Here is a 25,022-nt window from a genome sequence, read left to right as displayed (position 1 = left end):
CCGGTGCGCTAGCACGGCGGCGATATCCCCGCCAGCACTTCGCGCAAAAGAAAAGGGGCGGCCCGAAAGAGCCGCCCCGATCTTGGATCCGGATGATCCGTTTACACAGTCCTAGAACTGGTAACGGACACCGAACTGGATTTGCCACAGCGAGCGGCGGGAGACCCGGAACTCGTTCGAGTGCGGGATGCCGCGCGCATCGTCATAGGTGTAGGTGCCGGCCGCACGATCGAATTCGTACAGCTCGACCACCGGCTGGAAGTACTCGTAACGAATGAGGTCGTAACGGCCCCAGTCATCGTTGAGCAAATTCCCGAAGTTCTCGATATCCATGTAGAAGATACCGCGAGCCGATTGCGGGAAGAAGGCCGGGATTTCCTGGCTCAGGCGAAGATCAAAGATCGTCGACCAGTCCGTGGTGAACCCGTTCGCCGGAGCGATCTGGCCGGCATAATTGATCAGGCCGGTTTGCTGCAGGTAACGGTTGAAACCGTCGATATCGAAGCCGGCGGTATAGTTGATCCGCGGATCCGACGTCATCGTGACGCGGCCATTGGCATCCGTTTCCGGCACATAGAACAGCGTGCCTTCATCGTCAGCCGCGCGCTCATTGATACCGAAAGGCGAGATGCGGCGATAGATACGGCCCGGGCCTTCACTGTAGCCATAGGTGTACGAGAAATTCCGGCCGGAACGGCGTTCCATGAACAGTTCCGCACGGGTTTCGTAATCGCCGAAGAAGGCATGACGCCAGCCGAGACGGGCATTGATCTGATGCTCGATCTCATAGTTCGACGGACGGTTGAGCGGGTTCTGACGATCGAACGTCGCGTGGTCCGAATAGTTCGACGTCGCCGTCGAGGACGTACCCGGGTGCACTTCGTCGATGTCCTGGTTGGTGTAGCTCAGCCAGAACGAGATGCCATTGTCGAACTCGTTCTCCAACGAGTAGGAGAAGATCGTACCCGCACCACCGTCGACATTGCGCACGACGATGTCCTGACGCGCGGTCGAACAATCGTAGATCGGACGCTGGTCCACCGGCGACTGTGCAACCGGCGTGACGCAGGAGGCGTCATACCAGAACGGCGAGTCACGGCGCTCGTCGAACAGGGCGTCGAAGGTGAACAGGAAGCCTTCCACATCGGCAATGCGGAATTCGACATCGGCGCCCAACGAAGCCCGCCACACGGACGGCACGTCGAAGTCGGGCGACAGCGCATTCACGCTGCCATCGCCGGCGGCCAGGCCGGTCGTGGCGGCGGTCGGCAGGTTCACGGCATCGACATTCGTGATCGGGCCACCGAGGAAGATCGAGTCGATCGTCACACCGTCATTCGAATAGCTGTTGGAAATCCACACAGCCGGGCTGCCGCCGGAAAAGGCGCCATAGCCACCGCGCAGCGTGATGCCCGTGGTTTCAATGAGGCCGGCCGAGAACTGGCGGTCCCAGTCATAGTTGAAGGCGAAGCGCGGCATCCAGATGTCGAGGCCGTCGATCGTCGTCGTGTTGGTGAAGCCGTAGCGCGACGCGAACTGGGCGTTCGGCGTGATGTTGTTGGACGCCGAATAGCTTTCATAGCGCACACCGAAGATAAGGGTGAGCGCATCGCTCCAGGTCAGTTCGTCCTGCAGGTAGAAGGAGTTGATGGCGTAGTCCCAGTTGGCGGCGCCATCGTCTTCATTGTTGGTCACGGCGTTTTGGTAGAACAGCGAGGACGCCGTGCGGTTTTGCAGGTCGGTGATCGAGTCGAACTCGTACGCGCCTTCGGAACCCGGGACGAACAGGTTGAACGTCTGTTGGTCGCGGCGTTCGAAGCCGGCCGAGATCAGGTGATCGCCGGCGACATATTCACCGCGGATCAGGACCTGGGTCAGCTCGTTTTCAAGCTCGTTGGCATGACGGAAGAAGTCCGGACCCACCGAGACCGTGCCGCCGGTCGGCGTTTGGATCTGGAAGTTCGCGAAATCGGCACCGTCATAGGAATTCTGGCCGGTTTGCTGGGTCGAGTAGGAATAACGGAACTCGGTCGAGAAATTGTCGGTCCAGTCAGAAAGCACTTGAAGCGCGTAGGTTTCGGTCTGCTCCGCCCGGTTGTACCAGGTCGACGGCGTACCGATGCTCGCACCGTCATTACGCTCTTGCGTCGAGGTGCCGTCATTCGAGTTGTAGGTGAACTTGACGCGGTGGTCTTCGTTCACGTTCCAGTCGAAGGTAACAAGGATTTTCTCGTCTTCATTGGTCAGATCGGCTTCGGTGAAGTTGGTCAGGTCGAGACCGTAGACCGACTGCATGATTCCGAGGATCTGGTCGACTTCGGCCTGGGTTACGCGGCTTTCCGTGAACTGGGCTGCCGGGCCGCCGGTCGGCGCTTCACCGAGCGGGTCGGTGCGGTCGAACAGCTCGTAGGACACAAAGAAGAACAGACGGTCTTCGATGATCGGTCCGCCGAGCGTCGCCGACCAGGTGGTTTCCTCAAAGTCGGCCGAGGTCAAATTGCGGCCTTCGGTCGTGTCGCCCACCAGGTCCTGATTGGTCCAGTAGTATGCGAGCGAGCCGTGGAATTCATTGGTACCCGAACGGGTCACCGCATTCAGCGTGCCGCCGGTGAAACCCGAGAACTGAACGTCGAACGGAGCAACTTCCAGGGTCAGGGATTCCAGCGCATCGATCGAGACCGGACCGCGGTTTTCCGAAGGGAAACCCGAGGAATTGAGGCCGAACAGGTCGTTCTGCGTCACACCGTCAACCGTGAACGAGTTGTAGCGGTTGTTCGAACCGGCGATCGACAGCGCGTCGCCGTTTTCCGGATCGAGATTGGCAAAACCGGAAATGCGTGCCAGGTCGCGCGGGTCGCGGCTGATCGACGGCAGGCCGTTGATGTCGTCGACATTGAAGGCTTGCGACGGGCCGGTCGCCAGGCCGCCCAAGTTCAGAGCGGAGGCGGTCACCACAATCACGTCGTCCACCGTGCCGGAGGACAGCGTTACCGGAACATCGACGAATTCGCCGGCCGAAGCGAACAGGCCTTCGACGCGCTCGCTGCTGTATCCCGGCGCCGTCACCGTGACCGTGTAGGGGCCGCCAACGCGCAGGCCCGTTGCCGTGAACCGGCCGGACGTGTTGGTGACCGTTGAGGAGGCCGTTCCGGTCGGCGTGTGGACGATAACGACGCTGGCGCCTTGCACCGGCGTTCCGTCTTGCGAAGCCACGCTGCCGCGGATGTTCGATGTGATCTGCTGTGCGTACACAGCCGCCGGGGCTGCCAGGGCAAACAGGGCGGCAGCGGCCGCGCTGTAAGAGAGCTTGCGAGTGAATGACATGGTTCTTCCAATTCCACCGAGTCGAGAGGCGGGGACGCAGGCGCCCCCCGGTTAAACACGGCGGCGAATTACGGATTCCGCGAAAAGGTTCAATGACTCAATTGCAAAGCTTTTGTGACGGTTTCCGCGGGTGGGGTTTTTGCTGCGCACAAGGGAAGCGGCCTGACGGTCAAGAACTGGTATGCAGGACGTTGGATAACCGCAGTATTTGCTATCGATCCCCGTTTCGGATTCTTTCCACAAGATGACCATCCGGGCGGAGATCGCCCCAACTCGCCACTGCGCATTTCGTCTGGAGTGAGGCTTGTATGTTACACTCTGGTCGGGCAGGAAGCGCCCATGTCGCGCCGGGCCGGATATCTTGAGTCGTTATCACCTTTGACGTGGGGATGGACCGTTATTCTGGCCATAACGGCGCTGCGCGTGATCGTGCTCGCGCTAACCCAACTGCAGCTCTATCCGGACGAGTCGCAATATTGGATCTGGTCGCAGACGTTTGACTGGGGCTATTTCTCAAAGCCGCCCCTGATCGCCTGGGTCATAGCCGCCTCGACCGGCCTGCTCGGCGATACCGATTTTGCGATCCGCCTGCCCTCCATCCTGTTTCACGCCATGGGCGCGGCTTTTCTGATGTACACCGCACGCGACATGCGGCCGGGATGGGCGGCGCTGTGGGCGCCGCTCGTCTATCTGACACTGCCCGGGATCGGCCTGTCGGGCCTGGTGATCTCGACGGACGCGACGCTGCTGCCGCTCCTTGCCGGCGCTTTTTTCCTGTTCTGGCGGCTGCGATCCGGCGCCGGATGGCGCACCGCTGTCGGGCTCGGGATTTTCCTTGGACTGGCCTTTCTGGCCAAATACGCAGCGATCTATTTCTTGGTGGGTTTGGGGCTGGCGGTCCTGATCGATCGTCCATCGCGGCAAGCTTTGCTGACGCTGAAAGGACTGGCCGCCGGACTGATCGTGCTCGCCTTGATCGCGCCGAACCTCGCCTGGAATGCGGCCAATGATTTCGCCACCGTCCAGCACACGGCGGCCAATGCCAACTGGCAGGGCCGGCTCTTCAATTTCGAGGAATTGCTGGAGTTTCTCGCCGGCCAGTTCGGCGTGTTCGGACTTCTGCTCTTTCCCGCCCTGCTGGCCGCGGCTTGGACCGCCTGGCGGCACTTTGACGATGCGCAATGGCAGACCGGCCGCCTGTTGACCCTGTTCAGCCTGCCGCCCCTGCTGGTGGTCGCCGGCCAGGCCTTCATCAGCCGCGCCCATGCCAATTGGGCGGCCTCGGCCTATGTCGCGGGAACCCTGCTCGTCGTTTGCCTGCTGCTGCGCGGCGCCGCCTGGCGGCGCGGTTTGCTGGCGGTTTCGGTCGCCATCGGCCTGGTGTTTTCAGCCGGCATTTCGGCGGTTGCCATTCAACCGGCGATCGCGGGCAGTCACGATCTGACGCGCGGCATCCGGCATCTGCGCGCCTGGCCCGAAACCGCCGAGGCGATCGCCGCGGCGGCACAGCGCGACGCCTACACGGCCATCGTCTTCGACAACCGCAACGTCTTCCACCAGATGCAGCGATATGGCGGTGACTGGGACACGCCGTTGCGGATGTGGCAGCGCTATGCGGCACCGCACAATCATGCCGAGGCGGTCTGGGCGCTTGATCCGCAGGCCGAAGGGCCCTTCCTGATTGTTTCCGAGCGCGCCTTCGATCGTGCGCGCCTTGCGGCCGATTTCGCGAACACCGCCGAAATCGGCGAGATCGCGATTTCGACGGGTGGTCATGCCGACCGGCGTTTCGTCCTGTATGCGGCAACCGGATATCAACGCATGCCGCGTACGGCGGCTTATGAGGACGCCCAGGCGGCGGCTGACGCCGCCCGCCGCGGGGGCGATTAGGTGGAAACGTTTTGCAAGCGGACGCCGCAACGGTTTAACTAGCGTCATCCGGATGCAAGGGATTGTGCGTATGGCAGGGATGAACTGGGTCCGCGGACTGGGCGTCGCCTTTTTGGCGGCGGTGCTGGCCGGCTGCGCCGCTTCGTCGTCATCCGCCGGGCCGGGGAACGGTCCGCTCTCGCGCCTGCCGGACACCAACCCCCTCACCAATACCGGCGAAACCCGCGCCACCGGGAGCCAGACGATCCAGGGGGGCGGGACCACGGACGGTTTGCAGGAACAGGTCGTCTATGGCAGCGGCCAGCGCGTCCGGAGCGGCCGTCTGAGCGCCGATTCACTGCCGGGCGGATCCTTCACGGTGAACTTCGCCGACGCCCGTGTCGATGAAGCCGCCCAGACGATCTTCGGGGACCTCCTTGAAGAGCCCTATTCAATAGACCCGAGGGTTCAGGGCAGGGTCACGGTAAATACACCCCGCCCGCTGTCGCGTGAGGGCCTGTTGGCGCTCTTCGAAGCCAGCCTCTCGGTCAACAATGCGGCCCTGATATCCACCGACGGCGTCTACCGCGTCATGCCGGCCGGCGAAGCCCAGACAGCCGGGCTGGCGCGCGTCACCGGTGCCAATCAGCCGGGTTGGGGGGTGACCGCCGTTCCGCTGGAATACATTTCCGCCAACGAATTGAGAACTTTGATGGAATCGGTGGTGACGCGGCCCGGCGCCCTGCGCGCGGACCCGGCCCGGAACCTGCTTCTGATCGTCGGATCCGCGCCGGAACGGCGCAATGCGGCGGCGGCCGCGCAGGCCTTCGATGTCGACTGGATGGCCGGCATGTCGGTCGCCCTTATCCCGCTCGCCAACGCCAATGCCGAAGACGTGATCGAGGAAGTGCGGACCATCTATGCCTCCGCCGGCGATGGCTCGACCGGTGCACTCCGCCTGCAAGACGTTGAAAGACTTAATGCAATTCTTGCCATCGCGCCCAGCCGCGCCTTGCTGGATCAGGCCCGTGGCTGGATCAGCCGGCTGGATATCGGCGGCGCCGACGGTTCGACCTTGCGCACATATTTTCTCGAGAACGGCGAAGCTGAAGAGACCGCTGCCCTGCTCAATGAGCTCCTCGGCGACGGCGCGCTTGGGGGCGTCGCACCCGATCTCGAAACCGGCACGGCGTCGTCCTCCGGCGGCTCGGGGAGCCGCAATGGAGGCGGGATCCGGGTCATTGCCGACACCATCAACAACGCGATTCTGGTCCTCGCCGACCCGTCCGGACAGGCCCTTGTCGAACGCGCTCTGGAAGCCATCGACCGCACGCCCGCCCAGGTCGTGATCGAAGCCGTCATCGCCGAAGTGACCTTGAACGACACGCTCCGCTATGGCGTGCAATTTTTCTTCGAGGGCGATGGCGTTGACGGAATTGGCGACGATCTGCGGGGCGGCTTCGGGGTCAGTGGATTTGATGCCGACGGCACCTTCCCGGGTTTCAACATGATCCTCGAAACCGGCGGTAATGCGCGCGCTGCACTCGATGCCTTATCCAGCGTTACGGATCTGACCGTGGTGTCATCACCCACCGTTCTGGTACGCGATAACGCAACGGCCAATTTCCAGGTCGGCGATCAGGTGCCGATCGTGACCCGCCAATCGAACTCGGTCATCAATCCCGATTCTCCCGTTGTAAACAGCGTCGAATTCCGCGACACGGGCGTGCTGCTCACCGTGACCCCGCGTGTGTCCTCCACCGGCATGGTGACCCTCGATATCGAGCAGGAAGTCTCGAATGTTGCCAGCGGCACGGCGAGCACGCTGACGCCGACGATTTCTACCCGGTCCCTGTCCACCACGGTATCGATCCGCTCCGGGCAGACCGTTATCCTGGGCGGCCTGATTGACGAAAGCCGGGACTCGGCGCGCGACGGCATTCCGGGACTGGCGCGGGTTCCTGTTCTCGGAGATGTTTTCGGCCAGACGTCGGTGACCACATCGCGGACCGAACTGCTGATCTTCCTGACACCGCGGGTCATTGAGACCGACGAGGAAGCCGCCGCCGTCACCAATGAGATCCGCCGACGGATGGAACTGCTCGCGCCGGACACCAATTGATCGCCACCTTTCTAGACGTTTTCCTGATCGCCGCCGGACCGTTCGTCGGCAGCTTCGTGACGGCATCGTCGAGGGCGTGGCCGGACTGGGGACGCATCGTCAAGGGACGGTCCTCCTGTGATGAATGCGGCCGCAGGCTCCGGCCTTGGGAGCTGGTCCCGATCGTCAGCTATCTGATCCAGCGCGGACGCTGCACCGCCTGCGGAAACCCGATTACGCGCGTGCATCCTGCCGGCGAAATCTGCGCCTTGCTGATCGCCATCATCGCGGTTGCCGCGTTCGATGGCGGTTGGACGCTGGCCGCCGCCCTTTTCGGATGGGTGTTACTGTTCGGCGCACTCGTCGATCTGCGGACTTTCCTGCTGCCGGATGTCGTGACGCTCGGACTGATACCGGCCGGTCTGGGCTTGGCCTATCTCGGCCGCGGTCCGGACGCTTTTATGCAGGCTGCGCTGGCCGCAATGCTCGGATTCGCAAGCCTCGGCCTGATCGCTTGGTCATACCGTCAATTGCGTGGTCGTGACGGGCTCGGCCTGGGCGATGCCAAATTGCTGGCAGCGGGCGGCGCATGGACCGGGCCCTTCGCATTGCCATGGATTGTGGCGATCGGCGCGGGTGCAACACTGCTCATTGTGGTCATAGCCCATGTGTTCGGGCGCAAGGCGAGCGCCGAAACGGCGGTACCGCTGGGCCCCGGCCTCGCGGCCGGGTGTTTTCTCGCCTATTGTTTGCCGGACCTCATCCAAGCAACTGTGTGATAAGGTTTTTCCCGTGTTCAACCGCCCCGCCCTCCAGATCGGCCCTCGTCGGTCCCGCGCCCGCAAATCCGCGGGTCTCTGGGCGGAACCCTGGATGGTTTGGCGCGAGAACGCTTGGCGCGAGCTGACCTGCCCCGCATGCCACGACACCCATCTGATGGCGAAGCGCCTCGACGCCAATCCGCCCTTCAAGCCGCGCGAACGCTTCGCACTCTACCAATGCGGACATTGCGGCACACTTCACTATCCCGACGCGAAAGTATTCGAATACGAGAGCCGCAAAGACGCCGATCTCGCTCGGAAATTCTATCTGGAAGTCGGCGCCGGACTCGATGCCATGCTCGCGCCACTCGCGTGGACTCCCTTGGACGACGTCTCGCAATTTCTCGAAGTCGGCGGCGGGTACGGCTTCTCGGTCGATTTTGCCAGCCGCGAACTCGGTTGGACGGCCGTGAACATAGATCCATCCTTTCTTGCCCGGACCGGTGCCCGCGATCTGGGCCATAACCATATCCCGGCATACCTGCATCCGGATCATGAATTGGCCGACAACTCCTTTGACCTTGTGTTGTCGTCTGAAGTGATCGAACACGTCAAAGATCCCGACCCATTCCTCGAGGCGTTGGACGCTGCGCTCTCGCCCGATGGCTTTCTCCTTCTCACCACGCCGGACGCGGCGGTCGTGACGCCAGACGCCGGTCTGAACCGGCTGCTGCCCGTTATCACGGCGGGCCATCATCTCGTGATCTATTCGAAGCGCGGCCTTGAATCAGCACTGCGCCGCGCCGGCTACAGCCACGTCAAAGTCCGCCAAAACGGGACCTCCCTCACCGCCGCCGCAGCACATAAAGGCATTGAGGCCGGTTTCGACGCCCGTTTGGATCGCTCACGGCTACAGTCATACTTGGCCGCTCGGCTCGACGAATTGGGATCGGATCCCGCATTTTTCGCCGGCTTTGCCGTCCGCTTGCTCAAGGAATTCGTTCATACCGCACAGTGGACACCGGCCGAGGAGGTGCGCCGCAAGATCCAGCAGCGCTGGCTTCGCGATTACGGCCTCGACCTGAACTCGCCCGCGGGCCTCGAGCCCCGCTTTGACGACAGCGAAAAAGGGCGCCGCAAGCGTCTTCGCAGGTTTGCTGCGCACCATCCGTTCAGCTTGGTTATCGCGCTCTACTATGCGGGCTGTGTCCATCGTGAAACCGGAAAGCGATCAGAGGCAATTGCGGCGTTTGAAGCCGCCGCGCGTATCTCCTCCACGCTGCGATCCGTGTTTTCCGCCATGTATGCGGCGTGCCGCGAAACCGAGGATCTCGGGATTCGCAGCCGGCTGGCGATTGCCGACTTGCAAGCAGAGGCCGATCCCGCCGCAGCCACGCATCTCCTACGCCAGACCCTGGGAATCATCGGTGAAGACTTGGAACCGGAATGGCGCCGAATTGCTTTCAGGGTTTATGCATCCGGCACATTGACCGGCCGATCCGGCGCCGTCGCCGCGATCGAACCCATCGTCCGGGGACACTTGGAGCTCATGGCCGAGCGCGGTGAGACAATGACCGTCGGACAGGGCTATGCCGCTGCCGGACTGGCCAGCACGCTCGCCGATCGCGGACAAGCCGACGCCGCCCGTCTCTGGTACGGTCGAGCCATTGAAGCCATGAGCGACCCCCGCGAAAAACAGGTGTTTGCAGACCGAATGGCGGCGCTTGAAAGCCGCCAATCAGATCCCGGCAAGGCCTTAATCGACGCAGTGAACGCCGGGGACAACGCGGCGGCGAAGCGTTTGGCCGTGCAGTTGGTGGCCACCGGCGGCCAATCCGCAATACCGCAACCGGTGGCCTTCGCGCTCGGCATTTTTCATCTCAACATGGCCGCCGATCCGGCGGCAGCCACGACCTGGTTTGGAATTGCTGCAGAAAAAGCCAGCGGTGACGCGCGTGCCGAGGCGCGGCTTCATCAAGCCATCGCCGCGGAACGCCTGGCACCCGATCATCGATCGCAAATATTACCCAACTTGCTGGCAGAATTACAAAAAGAGCGCCCTATCGATCCACTTTTAGGCTCGCAGATCGAGGAATTGACGGCTAGGTATAGCGCACAGTCGGGGTCGAAGGAGGCGGCGAATTGAGCTGGCGCCGTTATTTTCGCTGGATGAAGTGGCCGTGGCGCTGGGTCTTCGATCAGCGCGAGCGCAAGGACTATGTTGCCCAGTTCACCTCCTGGCTGATCGCCACACTCATCGGGCCGCGCTCCTTGGTCCGCCAAACCTGGGAAGGTTCAGACGATCTGATGGCCGCCACCGATGTGGCGGTTCTGGTAACCTGGGATGCCCGCGGGCGGATTCACGATTTCCTGATCGAACACATGAAGTCGCTAAAAGCGGCCGGGCGCTCGGTCATACTTGTGTCCAACAGTCCGGAATTTCCGGAATCGGAGATGGACAAGGCTCGCGCACATTGCGCTCTGGTCGCTTGGCGGCACAACCGGGGTTATGACTTCGGCGCTTATCGCGACGGTCTACTCCTGGCGCCCAATTACGACCGGTTAAACTCGCTCATCCTGATCAATGACAGCATTTACGGTGCCTTTCATCCGCTCGATCAGCTGATCAGGAAAGCTGATCCGGCAAAAGCCGACGTCTGGGGCATGACCGATAGCTGGGATACGCGCTGGCATCTGCAGAGCTATTTTCTGCTGCTTCACAAAACGGCGTTGCAAAACGATTGGGTGAAAGCGCTATGGCAGAACTGGAAGCATGTTCAGTCGAAGTCCTGGACCATCAACCGGCTGGAAATCGGCCTGACTGGGCGTTTCGAAAAGCACGGCTTGAAATGTGCCGCGCTGTTTCCTTACCGCGAACTGGTCACAGGCTTTGCGAACCACGTCCGCGACAATAACGTATTGGCGGACGAAAGCCTTTCGAAACGGCACCGCCGGCTGCTGCAACGGATGCTCGAATTCGCCGATGCCGGCGCGCCGATGAATCCCTGTCATTTCTTCTGGGATCAGCTCATCATCGGAGGGTTCCCCTACCTCAAGCGGGAAGTGCTGACGGCTAACCCCATCGGCATGCCGCGCCTTTATGAATGGAGCGACATTGTCGCCGAGAACAGCCATTACGATCCGGACCTGATCGTCCGGCACCTGCGCGCCATCGCAAAAAACCGGGTAGTGTGATGGCGGCGGTGGACACCAGCTGGATCGACACGATCGCGGGACTGTCCGAAGTCGACATTGCCCGCGCAAAAAGGCTGGCGGCGGAAACCGGCGAACGCCTGCCGCGAGCGTTGAAGCGACTGGGCGCAGCTTCTGACAATGCCATCGCGGAAGCCTTGGCGGCAGCCAGCGGCGTCCCGCGGATCGCGATCGCGGAGTTTCCTGAACGCCCAATCGAAGCCGGCAACATTTCGCCTCAATTCCTGCAAGACGCCACCGCTTTGCCGATTGCCGAAGACGACACCCGGATAGCCTTGGCTGTGGCGGATCCGACCGATCCCGCGCCAGCGGAAGGTGTGCGCCTCGCGACTGGCAAGCAGGTGGAGATCCGCGTCGCACCATTCGCGGATATCGAGACCGCATTGAACCGCTTGTACGGCCAGCGCGGACAAGCACACGATATGTTCGCAGACGATGTCCGTGATGGCGAAGACCTCAAGGATCTCGCCAGCGAGGCGCCCGTTGTCCGGCTCGTAAACGACCTCTTTGCCGACGCTCTCAAATCGCGCGCATCTGACATTCATATCGAACCGTTCCGCGACCGTCTCCGCGTTCGCTTTCGGATCGACGGCGTGCTTCACGAGCGGCCGTCACCCAAGCCCGGTCTCGCGCGGCTCGTCACCAGCCGCGTCAAAATCCTGGCCAATCTCGACATTGCCGAGCGCCGGCGGCCGCAAGACGGGCGGGCGCGCATTACGATTGCCGGACGCGCGCTCGATCTTCGTGTCGCGACAGCGCCGACGGCACATGGCGAAAGCGTGACCATTCGGCTGCTCGAAGATCGCGACACGGACGTCAAGCTTGACGATCTCGGCCTGTCGCCAGCCCAGCGCGATCATCTGACAGCGCATTTGAACGCGCCCTTCGGCCTGATCCTGGTGACCGGCCCGACCGGATCCGGCAAGACCACAACGCTGGCAGGAGCACTCGACCAGCTCAACACGACCGATCGCAAGCTGATCTCGATTGAGGATCCGATCGAATATCAGATCGAAGGGGTCAACCAGATCGCCGTGAATACGCCGATCGGCCTCGGTTTTGCCAGTGTGCTCCGGTCGGTCCTGCGCCATGACCCGGACGTCATCGTGGTCGGCGAGCTGCGTGACGGCGAGACGGCTGAAATCGCCGTGAATGCGGCTCTGACGGGACATCTCGTGCTGGCGACCGTCCACGCCAATACGGCAGCAGGCGCCGCGCCGCGCCTGATCGACATGGGCGTTGATCCGGCCCTGCTGCGCTCGACCCTGCGCTTGTCGATTGCACAGCGGCTCGTGCGCCGCCTCTGCCCCGACTGCCGGAAACCGGACACCCCGCCGGAAGGCCTGAAAGCCGCGTGGAAAGCGGTCGGTTGCAGTCATTGTGCCGAAACCGGTTACCGCGGCCGTGTCGGCGTATTTGAGTTTGTCGACATGAAGGATGAGCTGTCGGACATTCTCAAGCCGGGGGTCGCCGCATCAGACATCGAGAAGCTGGCGCGAAAGAAGAAAATTCAATCCATCCACGATGACGCCAAAACAAAAGTCGAAACCGGCTTGACCAGCCTGGCCGAGGTCGAGCGCGTACTCGGAGTCCTGTGATGGCGTGGTTCGCGATCCGAGCGATCCGGCCGGATGGCGGCGAGGAATCCATCCGGATCGAAGCGGCAGACCGGCAAGCTGCCGCGGCGATGGTCACGGCGCGGGGGCTTACCCCCATCCAGATTCAGACCGCGCGCGAAAAGCCTGTTCCACGGCCGGCCGCCGGTTCGGCCCGCCTCGCCACGCGTATTGCACGCGAACTTTCCGTGCTGATCGCGGCGGGGCTCAGTATTGAACCGGCGCTGGCCGCACTGTCGCGCCATGCCGCCGACAAGAAGCTGAAATCGGCGGCCGACGCATTATTGGCCGATGTGCGAGGCGGCGCATCTCTGTCCGAAGCTTTTGCCAAGCGGCCCGAGATCTTCCCGCCGCCCTTTCCCGAAATTGCGGAAGCCGGCGAAGCCGGCGGCGCTTTGGGGCGGGCGCTGGGCGAGCTCGCGGATGCCCGCGAGCGCCGCCAGGCCGTGGAAGCGTCGGTGCGTGGCGCGCTCGTTTACCCTGCTTTTCTGTTGGTGTTGGCCACGGTCGCCGTATCCGGGCTGCTGATCTTTGTCGTCCCGCGTTTCGAAAACCTGTTCGATCAGATCGGGCGCGACATTCCGGCTCAGGCAGCGTTCGTGTTCGGCCTGTCGCGGTCTTTGGCCACGTTCGGCCCGTTCATCGTTATCGCCATCGCATTGATCGTCATGGCCATTCGTTTCGCACTGGCCCGCCCGGCGATACGCGAAGCCTTCGACCGGCGAATCCTGCAAGTGCCACTGCTCGGCACCGCCAGCCGCACATTGATCGCGGCCCGTTTCTGCCGCGTCCTGGCGCTGCTTTTGCACAATGGCCTCTCGGCCGTTCCGGCTTTGCGTCTGGCGTCGCGTGCAGCAGGCAATCTGTGGGCCGTTCGCCGCCTGTCGGAGGCATTGGCTGAAGTCCGGACGGGGCGCGCTTTTTCCGAACGCGTCGAGGCATCCGACGTATTGCCGCCCCTGGCCGCCGAGCTGCTGTCCGTGGGGGAGGAAACCGGCGATCTGGGCCTCGCGGCGGAACGGCTCGCCAGCTTTTACGAAACGCGTTTCGAACAGAATGCGCGATTACTGTCCCGGATCGTCGAGCCGGCCGTGATTGTGCTGGCCGGCATTGCCATCGGCCTCGTGATCGTTTCGATACTGTCTGCTATGGTGAGCATCAACGATGTGGGGCTTTAAGAGGCATTGGATGGCGGTCAACGGCTTGCAAAAGAACGACGGACGCAGCGGTTACTCGCTGACGGAGATCATCGTCGTTTTGGTCATTCTCGGCCTGCTCGTGGCCCTGGTCGGTCCACAACTGTTCCGCTTTGTCGGACGGGCGAACACGGATACGGCAGCCGCCCAGCTCGAAAGCATCACCACACAGCTCAATTTCTACCGGCTCGAGAACGGCGATTATCCCGATGCCACCGAAGGCTTGTCTGTTTTGGTGATGGAAGAGGGCCGCGGAGTGCCGGATGATCCGTGGAATCGGCCTTACGTGTATGAATATCTGGGCGACGGCCAGGCCCGCATTGGAACCTATGGCCGCGACGGAGAGGAAGGCGGCGAAGGTGAGGATGAGGACATCTTCCGAACGCTGCAATAACGCCAGGGGCTACACCCTCACGGAGCTCCTCGTCGTTCTGATTGTGCTGGGACTGGCGGTCGCGTTGACCGCGCCGGCCCTGTTCCGCGCCACCCCTCAAAGCCGGCTCAATAATTCACTCGATCGCCTCGAACAGGCCGCCCGCGCGGCCCGCAGCGAAGCGCGGCTGACCGGACGCGATACCTTGCTGACTCTCGATACCGAAGCGCGGACGATAGCCCTATCGTCATCGGACAGTGTCATCCGGCTCGACCCGCGCATCGACATCCGCGCAACCGTTGCGGAGCGCGAACTCGACGGAGACCGGGCGAGCATCCGTTTCTTCCCGGACGGAGCGGCGACGGGCGGTACGATTCTGATGACGCTTGACGAACAGCAGGCCGCAGCCCGTATCAGCTGGTTGACCGGCAGCGTGGAGGAGATCGCGGCCGATGAGATCGACTAAGCGCGGATTCACATTGCTGGAAACGGTTGTTGCGTTAGCCTTGGCCAGCGCCGGGCTTGCCGCGATTTACCAGGTCTATGCTTCCGCGGCGAATGCCGAACGCGCCGCCAACGAGGCCCGCGCTGCGGTCCGCCTTACGGAATTTTTGCGCTTCGAACCGGAGCCAGGAACCGGCGAAACCGATGGCTTTGCGTGGACAATCACGACCCGCCCAGCGCCCGGTTATGACGGTCTGGAGGAGGTCCACATCCGTCTGACGGCCGCCTCCGGCCGCGCTTACGATCTTCGTTTCGACCGCCCCGTCACGCCGCGAGACCGCCAATGAAACGGGGGTTCACACTGGCCGAGATCCTGATCGCCCTGACGCTGACGGCTGTGGCGATCGCGATCATGTCTGAAGGCGTGCGGCGAACCATCGAGTTTCAGTCGCGCCTGACAAACGTGCGGGCCGAGCGCGAAACCATGATGGCGGTCTCGGGCGCTATCAGAAGCCGGATCGACCATCTGGTCCCGGCCAACCGCGCCGGCACCGAAGCCGGCGGATCGCCGCAGACGCTGTTTTCGGGCGAATCCGGCCGCCTGGCCTTTATCGCTGCGGATCCGGGTTATCCGTCTCGCGCCGGCCTCTATGAATACCGGCTGGAACTGCTGGCGGCGGATGAGGAGGAGAACCTCGCGCCCCGCTTGCGCTTGTCGCGGCGTCCGATTGCAAACCTGGCCGAGTTTGGCGCACCCGCCGGTGCCCGGTTTGAAAGCTGGGACCTGCCACTCAATGGCGGACTTGAATTCCGCTATGGCAACACGCTCACACGCTTGCAGCCGGTCTGGACCGATACCGGCGCCTATCCGGCATTCGTCGCGCTCATCGGACCGGACGAATCCACTCCCGCGATGCTGGCACAGCTGCCGCGCCCTTCCGCAATCGCGGAACCGGACGACGAGCCGGCGCCATGACCGGACGCCGCGGCATTGCCTTGTTGATCGTCGTCGCCTTGCTCGGCACGCTGTCCGTAACGGCGAGCATGACCGCGCTTGCCGCAAGGCAATCAACCTCCCACGCTTTCGCCGATCTGGAACAATTGGAACTCGCAGCCGCGATTGACGCCGCAACCGCGCGCACGGCACTGGCACTATCTCGCGACGACGATCCGTGGATCGGCGACGGGCGCCTTTATGAAATCCGTATCGATGACATTGTGGTTCACGTCCGAGCCCTCGCAGAAACCGGCCGGTTCGACCTGAATCGAGGCGATATCGCCGTACTCGATGCGCTGTTGGTCGAACGAGACATCTCGCCGCTGACCGCGCGCCGGATAGCGAATGCGGTAGCCGACTGGCGGGATCCGGACGACGATGTCAGGGAAAGCGGTGCAGAAGCCGCCGCCTACCGGGCGAACCGGCTGCCGCCACCCCCCAATCGGCCGTTTTTGGCTGTCGCGGAGTTCCGGAATGTACTGGGTGTGGATGAAGCCATTTTCACGACCATCGCGCCCTTCCTCACTATCAATGGCGGCGAAACCATCGCGGCAGTCTATGCCCCGGCGGAATTGATCTCAGCCTCCGGCTTGTCCGACAGTGAAGCCCGCCGGATTCTCGCCGCACGCCGTGCCAACCGGCCACCGCCTGTCTTGAGCGACGCGGCGCAAGCCGATCCGTCCTCGTCCGGCATCTACGCCGTGTTCATTGAGGCGGAAGGGACAGGGCGTGCACAGCGGGCGCGCGAAATCATTATCAGCATGCCGGGAGAGGCAACCTTGTATGATAGGCTCTCGCAGCATAGCCATGTCATGGGGTATGCAGACTTTCTCGACCCGGAGTCAGACCGTTGACCGCTATTTTCAGTCCGATCTTGCGCGCCGTGGCGGTATGGCGGGACCATGTCGATAGCGCCGCCGCCGATCTGCCCGGCATTGGCGGCCTGTTCTCGCGCAACTGGCGGGTCCTGCGCTATGACGCCTCCGGCATCCGCTATACCAATAGCGACGGCGAAAGCGTTGAACTCCGCGCCGAAGAAGATCCCGCAACGGCCCGGGCAGAAATTGGCCGGCTCGGCCGCAAGGGTCCGCTGGTGCTGCGTATCGCCGGTCCCCTCGGATTTCGCCGCACGGCGAGTTTTCCGTCTGCGGCGCGGCGGCATCTGGACGAGGCGGTTGAGCTGGCACTGCCGCGCCTCTCGCCCTTGCCGCCTGAAGACATCGTGTTCGCGGCCGATCGTGGCAGGATGGCAGAATCCGACGACAGGATCAGCATTCCCGTTGCCATCGTGCGGCGCGAAGCGCTCGAAACGGCAATGGCACGCACAGCGGAGTTCGGACTTTCGCCAGATGCCGTCGATCTTGAACACGATGACCCTCTGGCACCGCCGGTCATTGACCTCCGGCAGAGCCGCAGCGCGCCCTCTGCGGGGCGGTCTGCTTTCGCATGGCTGGCGGGACTAAGCCTGCTGTCATCCGCGGTCATTGCCGGTCTGGCCGCCGACGGCCAGTGGCGGCTGGAACCCCGGCTTGAAGCCGCCCAACGCCCGGCCAGTCTGGAGGTGCGTCTTCAAGCCGCAATCGATCATGCCAACGCGAAGGCGCGGTCAGGTTCCGTTGTTGTGGCCCTATCCGACTTGAGCCGACGCCTGCCAGACGGGGCCTACATATCGAATTTCGCCTATGAGGACGGCACCATTGTGATAACGGGCCTGGCCTGGGATGCCGCCGCGGCCCTGCGCGCGCTCGACGCGGCCCCGGAATTCGTGGATGCCGCCTTCGACGGCGCAACAGTGCGCGACGAGGACTCCGGCCGCGAGCGCTTTCAATTGACGGCGCGCCACCGGATCGTGCCGCAGGAGCCGGGCTCATGACACCCGAACTTCAACAGCGTCTGGCGCTGATCGCGGCGGCATTGATTCCGCTGATCCTGATCGCGTGGCTCACGATCGCGGCAATCGGCTGGTCGCAGCTCAAATCGGACATTGCCCAGGCCGAAGCTGACGGCGCGCTGCCGCCCGCCGCCGATCCGGCCCGCTATCTGATACCGGGCGAGAATTTCGCGATCGCCAGTTCGAATCTGCAAAGCCGCCTGACGTCGGCAGCCCGCAATGCGGGGGTCACCGCGAGCCGGGTACAAATCGACGCCCCGTCCGGCGAGGACCCGCTTCTGATGGTCATTGTCTTTCAAGCGGAAGGTGAACTCGACGACCTGGCTGAACTCATTCACGCCCTGGAATCCGGATTGCCAGCACTGATCGTCGAGCAGGCCCGGATCGTGCCGATCCGCCGGTCAACCGAATTGCAGCTAACCGCCACCGTGCGGGCACGCCGCGAGCCAGGGCAAGAATCATGAATTGGCGCCTCGCCCTGCTTTTGGTCGTGGCCGGCATTTTGACCGTGCTGCTCGTGCTGCGTCAGGTCATCGGGACCGACGATGAGGGCATTGTCCGGCCGGCACCGCCGTCACAAACAGCTGTGATCGCGCAGGAATCGGGAGACTTCCTGCCGCCCTATGCCGTGTTCGATGCGATTGAGGAACGCCCGCTTTTCCGGCCCGATCGGCGGCCGGCCGCGATCCCCGAACCTCTACAGGGCGAAACCACGCTGCCGCCGCAATCCGGCGATGGCGAGCCGGCCTTTGTCGTGGTGGGAATTGGCACCACCGAAACCGGTGGCGTCGCGACCATCCGGACCGGCCTCGAGACGGTTCGGGCCTATGTCGGCGACCGCATCGAGGGCTGGCGAATTGACGCGATCAACCGCACCTCGATCGAAGTATCGAACGGATCGTCAAGCTATCGACTTTTCATCGGCGACGACGAGAATTGATCTCGTTTCGCCGGCCCCGCAGACGCCATGAAATCGTCATCATCCGCACCGCGTCCGAGCGTTGCAGGCCTTCGTTTTGCCGTTATGCTCGCCGCCAGCTGGGAACTGGCCGCTGACCCGCGCGGGCATCGAGGAGTATGAGTATGTTAAAGTCGATCATCGCAGCATTTGGCTTGTCGGTGACCATGGCCTCCTTGGCCGCTGCGGACGATATGTTCCGCGGCGTTCAAACGCTCGCTTATTCGGACGGCCCGGCCAATGATGTTCGTTTCGCCAATCTGTCGCCCGACATCATGACGATGCGGGAAGGCGACACGATCACGCTCAACTTCGGACGGGGTTATGTGGCGGAGCTCGACCGGATTGACGAGCAGGCGCTCGGCGCCCGGACCTGGATCGGCCGGCTCGAAGGCGGCGACATCGCCGACCGGGTGATCATCTCCGAGCTCAACGGCATTACGTTTGGACGGATCGCGACGCCCGAGGGCGTCTGGGAAATCGTCCCGGCCGCAGGTGGCGGTCATCGCATTTTCCGGCACCCGGAAACCGCTTTCCTGGAGCCCTGGGGCGATGATGCGGTGGTGCCGTCCGCCGGTTCGGTTGCCACACAATTTGCAGACAGCCAGCCCGAATTCGCAGCCGACCTGACGGCCGAGGCTGTCGCCGTTGGCTCGAACGGGACGATCGATATCGCCGTCGTGCATTCGCAAAGCATGGTCGATCTCTGGGGCATCGCTCTTGGCGGGCGGATCCAGTATCTCGTCGCGCTGCTCGATCAGGCGTTGATCGACAGCGATACCGGCTTGCGGGCCCGCCTCGTCCATCTAAGCGCTGTCAGCGCCAGCGAAACCGCGAGCAATGAGGACACGCTTTACGATCTGCAGGATGGCGCCGGGAATGGCATCCCGTCTGACAATGCGCCGGGCGGTGCCGGACAGGATTTCAGCGCACTGGCGGGCATCCGTGATGCCGTGGGAGCCGATCTCGTCGCACTCGTTCGCCGGCACTATCGTGGCTCGGGCGCCGTGAACCGGTCCGGTTCGGGCTGCGGCGTCGCTTTCGTCAATGGCGGCCAACAAGACGCGATAACACAAGCTGATGCGCCGAACGGCGTTTCGGTGGTCAGCGATTTCATCGATGGCAACGATACCAATCTCGGCAATGGATATGCGTTCTGCTCGCCCCTCACCTTCGCTCACGAAATCGGCCACAATCTCGGTTTCGCACACAATCGCGAAGACACGACAGACGGTGCCGGCGTCCGCGATTTCGCCCATGGCCACCGCGTCGATTGCGAGTTTCGCACGATCATGTCCTACGGCTCGGAAGGGTCCGTCAATTGCCCGGGCGCCGGCCCCAACGAAGAGGAAGTCCCGTATTTCTCGAACCCCGACATCACGCTGTGCCCGAACGGAGCACCGTGCGGCAGCAACGATGCCCAGGATCCGGCCGACAATGCTCGGGCAGCCCGCGAGGAGGGCTTGAATGTCACTGCATTCCGGGCCGAAGTTCCGCGTATCCGCTCCGCTGTGCTGCCGATTACGCGTTCGGTTCAGAATGGCGAAACCGCGACGGCTTTTGCCACGCTGATCAATCCGGCCTCGTCCAATTCCACCGCGGCCGGCTGCGGTCTGCGTCTCGCTGGATCCGATGCCTCGACCTTCACTTACCAGACAACCGATTCCAGTAATGCGTTGACCGGCTCCGCGAATACGCCGGTCGACATTGCCGCGGGGGCCAGCCAGACTTTCGTGTTCGGCGTCACCTCTGCGGATACTTTCGATAACAACACAAACGCTGTCGGGAGTGCCGTTCCCAGCGGCAATGACGAACGGGATTTGTTCATCGAAGCATTCTGCGACAACCGCCGGTCTGACGAGTTTGTGGTTGGGCTCAATTCATTGACCTTCGTGTCTTCCGCGACAAATGTCGCGGATGTCATCGCGCTCGCGGCGACACTCAATAATGATGGTTGGGTCGATATCCCGACGACGGGAAATATGGTCGGCGTCGCCTCGGTGGCGATTACAAATGTCGGGCAGGGCGCGCTAATAACGGCGACGGCTGATACCGCCGGACGCGCTCTCGAAATTCAGACAATCGAGCTATGCGGAACCGATGCCAGCGGCGCCTGTGTCACGGCCCGGTCCAACTCGGTAAATGCCGTGTTGAATACCAATACAACAGCGACCTTCGCAGTATTTGTCCGCGGCACCGGAAACGCCATTCCGTCCGATCCGTCGACAAATCGTATCTTTATACGGTTTAATGAGGGCTCGCTGCCGCGCGGCGCGACGAGCGTGGCCGTGCGTACGCAGTAAGGAGCAACAAAATGAGACCGTCTCTGCCGGTGCTGGGCTTTTCGATTTCGGCTTTCGCGCTGATCACGGCCTCTGCCGGGGCGGAGATCGCGGTCCGGCAATCGGACGATCAGTGGCAGGTCTCGGCAGACGGCGACGCCCTGTCAGAAGTCCTGAACGCCCTTCGGGACGAAGCCGATTTTCGTCTGGTTGGGGCCGACCGGCTCATCGACGACCGGCCCGTCACGGCGGATCTCAGCGGCGAACTCGGCGATATCCTCGCCCGCCTGCTTGCCGGTTATGATTATGCGCTGGTTTATGGCGATACGCCACAAACCCAGAGCCAGCTTCAGCGCGTTGTATTGTTGTCGGGCCGCAGCGGCGAAGCGCCCGACGAAAGTCAAAGATTGCGCGTCGAGCGGATATCGGAGGGGGTATCCGAAGAGGACGGCGCTCGCGTCAGCGACATGCTGCAGCGGCAGGTCCAGCCGCTGATCGATGCCGAGAACGGCGTCCAGTCCGGGGAGGCCGCAGACTCGAACGCTGCCGTTGCGTCGGCCGACGGTGCGGCCGCACCGTCACCGACCAATGGGTCGGATGACGATTATGCGCTCGATCCCGAGACTCAAGCGGCGCTTGCCGAAGCCACACTCCGCGCCCAGCAGGACTTGCAGGCTTTGGTCAATGCGCTGCAAGCCGCCGAAGGCAACGACAACTGATCCTGCCTCCGGGCTAAACATATTCAGGCAGTCCCAGCGCCAGCGCCAGGTTCTGCAACGCCTGAACCGCTGCGCCTTTCTGCAGATTGTCCAGCGCTGAAACGAGCGCGAGTTGCCGCCCGTCCTCCGACACGGACCAGCCGCCGACCATCGCGCCGGCCTGTCCCGCAACCATCGCCGGCTCGGGGATGTCCCCAGACAATGTGATCAGCGCCTCGCCCTCATAGGCTTGGGCATAGCGTTGCCGCACCTCGTCAGCCGACATCGGCGATCGCAGCGACATCTGCACGGTCGTCGACAAGCCGCTGAAGAAGGGCGCGACATGCGGGGAAAACCGGACGTCCACACCTAGCTGGCGCGCCATTTCCCGCTCGTGAATATGACCGGTCAGCGCATAGGGCATGAGATTGTCGGCGAGCGCCGCCAGATCGTTCTTGCGCGATGGCGTCGTGCCCGCACCCGAATATCCCGAGACCCCGAAAACGTGAGCGGGCCCGTCGAGATTGTCCCGCATCGGCGCAATCGCCAGCTGACCGCAGGTCGCATAACAACCGGGATTGGCAATCCGTTTCGCACCGCGGATCTGATCGCGACCGTATATTTCCGGCAGGCCGTAGACCCAGTCGTCCGAGAAGCGGTAATCCGCCGACAAATCGACGATGACGGTTTGCGGATCGACCGCCGCGACATAGGGCGCGGCCGCCCCGTTGGGCAGGGCGAGAATCACGGCGTCCAGCGACGCCAGTCCCAGCTCGTCCGGCGCAATGGCAGCGAATTCGATATCGCTTTCAAGCTCCGGCGCCGTGTCCCTGACAGCTTGCCCGGCCAGCTCCCGCGAACTAGCCATTGCCAGAACCAGATCGTCACGCCGTGACAAAAGTCGCAATATTTCGCGTCCGGTATGCCCGCGCCCGCCGATCAGTCCCAGCCGCACTGTCATGATGCCCGTTCCAGCGTTTCCGGGAGAGACGCGATCCGCTCGACCAGAGTCGGCATCCGCCCCAGCTCCGCCTCGCCTTTCCAGAACACCGTCCACGGACCGGTTTTGGCGGCGCCGTCACACTCCTGAAAATAGAAGCTGTTGACGGGATTGGCGGTCTTCGATCGCCAGTACAAACGCGGCGCATAATGGATCATGGCTTGCCAGACCGCGCGCGCCAGCCCCTCGCCCCGCGCTTCTTCGAGCACCGCGAACTTGTCGAGATAGGCGGTATCGTCAATTCGGGTGAGCAATGCTGCAGCGCGGTAGTTTTCCGTCACAAACAACCGGTCGAATGCGACGCGATCACGGTATCCTGCGACTGGCGCCCGGCCGAACGATGTCGCGATCAGCGCCTCCAGCCGATCCCAGTCGACCTCTCGACGTTCGGTGATCGCCAACAAGCGCTCGCCGCGGCGAACCAGCGTACCGGCGCCGGCATGCGTAAACAGCTCCTGCGTCAGGCCGCCTGGCGACGTGATCGACACCGAGCTGGTCAATGGCAATTCATCCAGCAGCGCTTGGATTTGATCGATCTTCACGCGCATTCCGCCCGTAATCCAGCCTGCCGACATCAGATGCTCGCGATCGCTGGCGAGGTTCAACGTCGAGATGATCTCGCCCTTGTCGTCGAGCAAACCGCCCGTCTCGGTGAGAAAAATGATCTTGTAGGGCTGCAGCGCCTTGACGAGCGCGGCGACCGCATGATCCGCATTGATGTTCACCAGCTTCCCGTCCGGCGTCTCGCCAAGGCAGGCCAGCACCGGGATCTCGCCGCCGCGCACCGCCGCCTCCACGAGACCGAGATCGGTATGCGTGGGCATGCCGACCCGGCCATAGACCTCTTCGTCTATAAGGTCGGCCATGAAAACACCGGCCGGCACGCTGGCCGCGCGCCCGCCGCTCGACCGGATGGCATCGACAATGGCGATGTTCGCGGCGCTTAAGGCCTGGCGGACGACCGGCATGGCGCGCTCTGGCGTGACACGAAGCCCGTCGACCCGTTCGCTGCCGATCCCGGCTGCACGCAAAGCCGCATCGAGTTGCGGACCGCCCCCGTGCACAATGACAGGCGAGAGACCGACGGATTGCAGAAATGCCAGCGCAGCGGCGAGCCCGTCGAGATCATCGCGGATCACCGCACCACCGACTTTCACGACCGCAAAGCGCGACTGGTCGAGACGCGAAAACCGGTTGAGATAATCGCGGACTTCCTTGCCGTCACGCATGTGCGAGAGCAGCTGGATTATCGTTTCACGCGTTGCGTCCGTCATCCGCGCGCGTCCTGTTCGCGCGACAGCGCTTCCATCATCGCCTTTTGGACATGCAAGCGGTTCTCCGCTTCCTCAATCCCGAGAAAAGCCGGCGAATCCACGACAGAATCAGCGATCTTCACATTGCGCCGCATGGGAAGACAATGACTGACAATGGCGTCGTCGGTCAGGGCCATCTTGGCATCATCAACCATGAAGCCGGCGCCCTTCTCGCGGTAATGCCCTTCGCTCTCCCACTGGCCGTAAAATGGTAGCGCACCCCAGCTCTTGGCATAGACAGCCTGCGCGCCGGTATAGGCGGCTTCGACATCCGTCATGATCTCGAATTTTGTGCCATGCACCCGACAAGCTTGCTCGGCCGCCGTCATATAGCGGTCATCCAGCCGGTAAACGTCATCTGGTATCAGCATTCGGACATTCATGCCGAACTTGGAGGCAATCAGCAGCGCCGAATTCGCCACCGCCGTGTTCAGCGGCCGCGGATGGGGCACCCAGGTGAGAAGGAAGGTCTTGTTCTCGACACGGCCCAGACGCTCTTGCAGGGTCATCATGAGGGCCAATTCCTGGCAGGGATGAACGATCGTCTCCATATTGACAACCGGAACGCTGGAATGGCGTGCAAACGCGCTGATCAATGGATCTTCACGCTCCACAGACCAGTCTTGAAACTTCGGAAAGCAGCGGATCGCAATCATGTCGACATATCGCGAGAGAACACGCGCCGCTTCAACGACATGTTCTTCGGCATCGCCGTCCATCACCGCGCCTTCGGTCATTTCCATCGGCCAGGTCCCGGCCCGGGCATCGAGCACCACCGGATGACCCCCAAGTTGCGCAATACCGATATCAAATGACGACCGCGTCCGCAGCGAGGGATTGAAAAAGACGAGCGCCACAGACTTGCCGGCAAGCGCCGCGCTCGAAGCGCCGGCTTTCAGCGCCTTGGCGCGGTCGAGCACATGCTGGAGCGCGTTTTGGTCCCAGTCTTCGGTCGTGAGAAAGTGCCGCATGATCTCTGCCGTCTC

The 25,022-nt window shown here is 62.7% G+C and carries 21 protein-coding genes; 17 read left to right on the top strand and 4 right to left on the bottom strand.

Translation table 11 applies throughout. From position 1 onward, the window contains the following. Positions 1–111: 111 nt before the first annotated feature. On the bottom strand, positions 112–3,324 hold the full coding sequence (locus ACO08C_RS10240) for a TonB-dependent receptor (protein ID WP_421785431.1): 3,213 nt from the start codon (positions 3,322–3,324) through the stop codon (positions 112–114). Between the two features lie 339 nt (positions 3,325–3,663). Here ACO08C_RS10240 and ACO08C_RS10235 point away from each other — a divergent pair, with 339 nt between their 5' ends. From ACO08C_RS10235 to ACO08C_RS10155, 17 genes are all read left to right on the top strand, one after another. After that, the gene (locus ACO08C_RS10235; protein WP_421785429.1) at positions 3,664–5,214 is read left to right on the top strand and encodes an ArnT family glycosyltransferase; all 1,551 of its coding nucleotides are present in this window, start codon (positions 3,664–3,666) and stop codon (positions 5,212–5,214) included. A gap of 70 nt (positions 5,215–5,284) precedes the next feature. Further along, positions 5,285–7,315 (top strand): type II secretion system secretin GspD, encoded by a 2,031-nt coding sequence (gene gspD, locus ACO08C_RS10230; protein WP_421785427.1) that lies wholly within the window; start codon positions 5,285–5,287, stop codon positions 7,313–7,315. After that, entirely contained in the window at positions 7,312–8,073 is a 762-nt protein-coding gene (locus ACO08C_RS10225; RefSeq protein ID WP_421785425.1) for a prepilin peptidase, read from the top strand. The genes gspD and ACO08C_RS10225 overlap by 4 nt, the downstream gene beginning before the upstream one ends. 94 nt (positions 8,074–8,167) lie before the next feature. Then, a complete protein-coding gene (locus ACO08C_RS10220; protein WP_421785424.1) occupies positions 8,168–10,201 on the top strand; it encodes a class I SAM-dependent methyltransferase in 2,034 nt (677 codons plus the stop codon). Then, positions 10,198–11,250, top strand: coding sequence for a rhamnan synthesis F family protein (locus ACO08C_RS10215; protein WP_421785423.1), 1,053 nt, complete (start codon positions 10,198–10,200; stop codon positions 11,248–11,250). The genes ACO08C_RS10220 and ACO08C_RS10215 overlap by 4 nt, the downstream gene beginning before the upstream one ends. After that, positions 11,250–12,866 carry a GspE/PulE family protein gene (locus ACO08C_RS10210; RefSeq protein ID WP_421785421.1) on the top strand — a complete coding sequence of 539 codons (1,617 nt, stop codon included), beginning with the start codon at positions 11,250–11,252 and terminating at the stop codon, positions 12,864–12,866. Before ACO08C_RS10215 ends, ACO08C_RS10210 begins: the two co-directional genes overlap by 1 nt. After that, entirely contained in the window at positions 12,866–14,062 is a 1,197-nt protein-coding gene (locus ACO08C_RS10205; RefSeq protein WP_421785419.1) for a type II secretion system F family protein, read from the top strand. Before ACO08C_RS10210 ends, ACO08C_RS10205 begins: the two co-directional genes overlap by 1 nt. 10 nt (positions 14,063–14,072) lie before the next feature. After that, positions 14,073–14,474, top strand: coding sequence for a type II secretion system major pseudopilin GspG (gene gspG / locus ACO08C_RS10200; RefSeq protein WP_421785417.1), 402 nt, complete (start codon positions 14,073–14,075; stop codon positions 14,472–14,474). Further along, on the top strand, positions 14,446–14,919 hold the full coding sequence (locus ACO08C_RS10195) for a GspH/FimT family pseudopilin (RefSeq protein WP_421785415.1): 474 nt from the start codon (positions 14,446–14,448) through the stop codon (positions 14,917–14,919). Before gspG ends, ACO08C_RS10195 begins: the two co-directional genes overlap by 29 nt. Then, positions 14,906–15,244 carry a prepilin-type N-terminal cleavage/methylation domain-containing protein gene (locus ACO08C_RS10190; protein WP_421785414.1) on the top strand — a complete coding sequence of 113 codons (339 nt, stop codon included), beginning with the start codon at positions 14,906–14,908 and terminating at the stop codon, positions 15,242–15,244. The genes ACO08C_RS10195 and ACO08C_RS10190 overlap by 14 nt, the downstream gene beginning before the upstream one ends. After that, positions 15,241–15,873, top strand: a complete 633-nt coding sequence (locus ACO08C_RS10185; RefSeq protein WP_421785412.1) for a prepilin-type N-terminal cleavage/methylation domain-containing protein — start codon at positions 15,241–15,243, stop codon at positions 15,871–15,873. Before ACO08C_RS10190 ends, ACO08C_RS10185 begins: the two co-directional genes overlap by 4 nt. Then, positions 15,870–16,748, top strand: a complete 879-nt coding sequence (locus tag ACO08C_RS10180) for a hypothetical protein (protein ID WP_421785410.1) — start codon at positions 15,870–15,872, stop codon at positions 16,746–16,748. The genes ACO08C_RS10185 and ACO08C_RS10180 overlap by 4 nt, the downstream gene beginning before the upstream one ends. After that, complete coding sequence (locus ACO08C_RS10175; RefSeq protein WP_421785409.1) at positions 16,745–17,767, top strand: PilN domain-containing protein; 1,023 nt, start codon at positions 16,745–16,747, stop codon at positions 17,765–17,767. Before ACO08C_RS10180 ends, ACO08C_RS10175 begins: the two co-directional genes overlap by 4 nt. Further along, complete coding sequence (locus ACO08C_RS10170) at positions 17,764–18,249, top strand: GspMb/PilO family protein (RefSeq protein WP_421785407.1); 486 nt, start codon at positions 17,764–17,766, stop codon at positions 18,247–18,249. Before ACO08C_RS10175 ends, ACO08C_RS10170 begins: the two co-directional genes overlap by 4 nt. Next, positions 18,246–18,725 (top strand): hypothetical protein, encoded by a 480-nt coding sequence (locus ACO08C_RS10165; protein ID WP_421785406.1) that lies wholly within the window; start codon positions 18,246–18,248, stop codon positions 18,723–18,725. The genes ACO08C_RS10170 and ACO08C_RS10165 overlap by 4 nt, the downstream gene beginning before the upstream one ends. A gap of 143 nt (positions 18,726–18,868) precedes the next feature. Beyond that, on the top strand, positions 18,869–21,046 hold the full coding sequence (locus ACO08C_RS10160) for a reprolysin-like metallopeptidase (protein ID WP_421785404.1): 2,178 nt from the start codon (positions 18,869–18,871) through the stop codon (positions 21,044–21,046). Between the two features lie 11 nt (positions 21,047–21,057). Beyond that, entirely contained in the window at positions 21,058–21,744 is a 687-nt protein-coding gene (locus tag ACO08C_RS10155; RefSeq protein WP_421785402.1) for a hypothetical protein, read from the top strand. Positions 21,745–21,757: 13 nt separating this feature from the next. Here the strand turns inward: ACO08C_RS10155 and argC are convergent, their stop codons facing one another. Genes argC through ACO08C_RS10140 form a run of 3 tightly spaced genes read right to left on the bottom strand, consistent with a single transcriptional unit; the run spans position 21,758 to position 25,007 of the window. Next, positions 21,758–22,684, bottom strand: coding sequence for an N-acetyl-gamma-glutamyl-phosphate reductase (argC, locus tag ACO08C_RS10150; RefSeq protein WP_421785400.1), 927 nt, complete (start codon positions 22,682–22,684; stop codon positions 21,758–21,760). After that, positions 22,681–23,997 carry an acetylglutamate kinase gene (locus ACO08C_RS10145; RefSeq protein ID WP_421785398.1) on the bottom strand — a complete coding sequence of 439 codons (1,317 nt, stop codon included), beginning with the start codon at positions 23,995–23,997 and terminating at the stop codon, positions 22,681–22,683. Before ACO08C_RS10145 ends, argC begins: the two co-directional genes overlap by 4 nt. After that, positions 23,994–25,007, bottom strand: coding sequence for an N-acetylornithine carbamoyltransferase (locus ACO08C_RS10140; protein WP_421785397.1), 1,014 nt, complete (start codon positions 25,005–25,007; stop codon positions 23,994–23,996). Before ACO08C_RS10140 ends, ACO08C_RS10145 begins: the two co-directional genes overlap by 4 nt. Positions 25,008–25,022: the final 15 nt, after the last annotated feature.

This window comes from Hyphobacterium sp. (assembly GCF_965229905.1).
Taxonomy (GTDB): Bacteria; Pseudomonadota; Alphaproteobacteria; order Caulobacterales; family Maricaulaceae; genus Hyphobacterium.
This window is presented reverse-complemented; position numbering and strand designations above follow the sequence as displayed.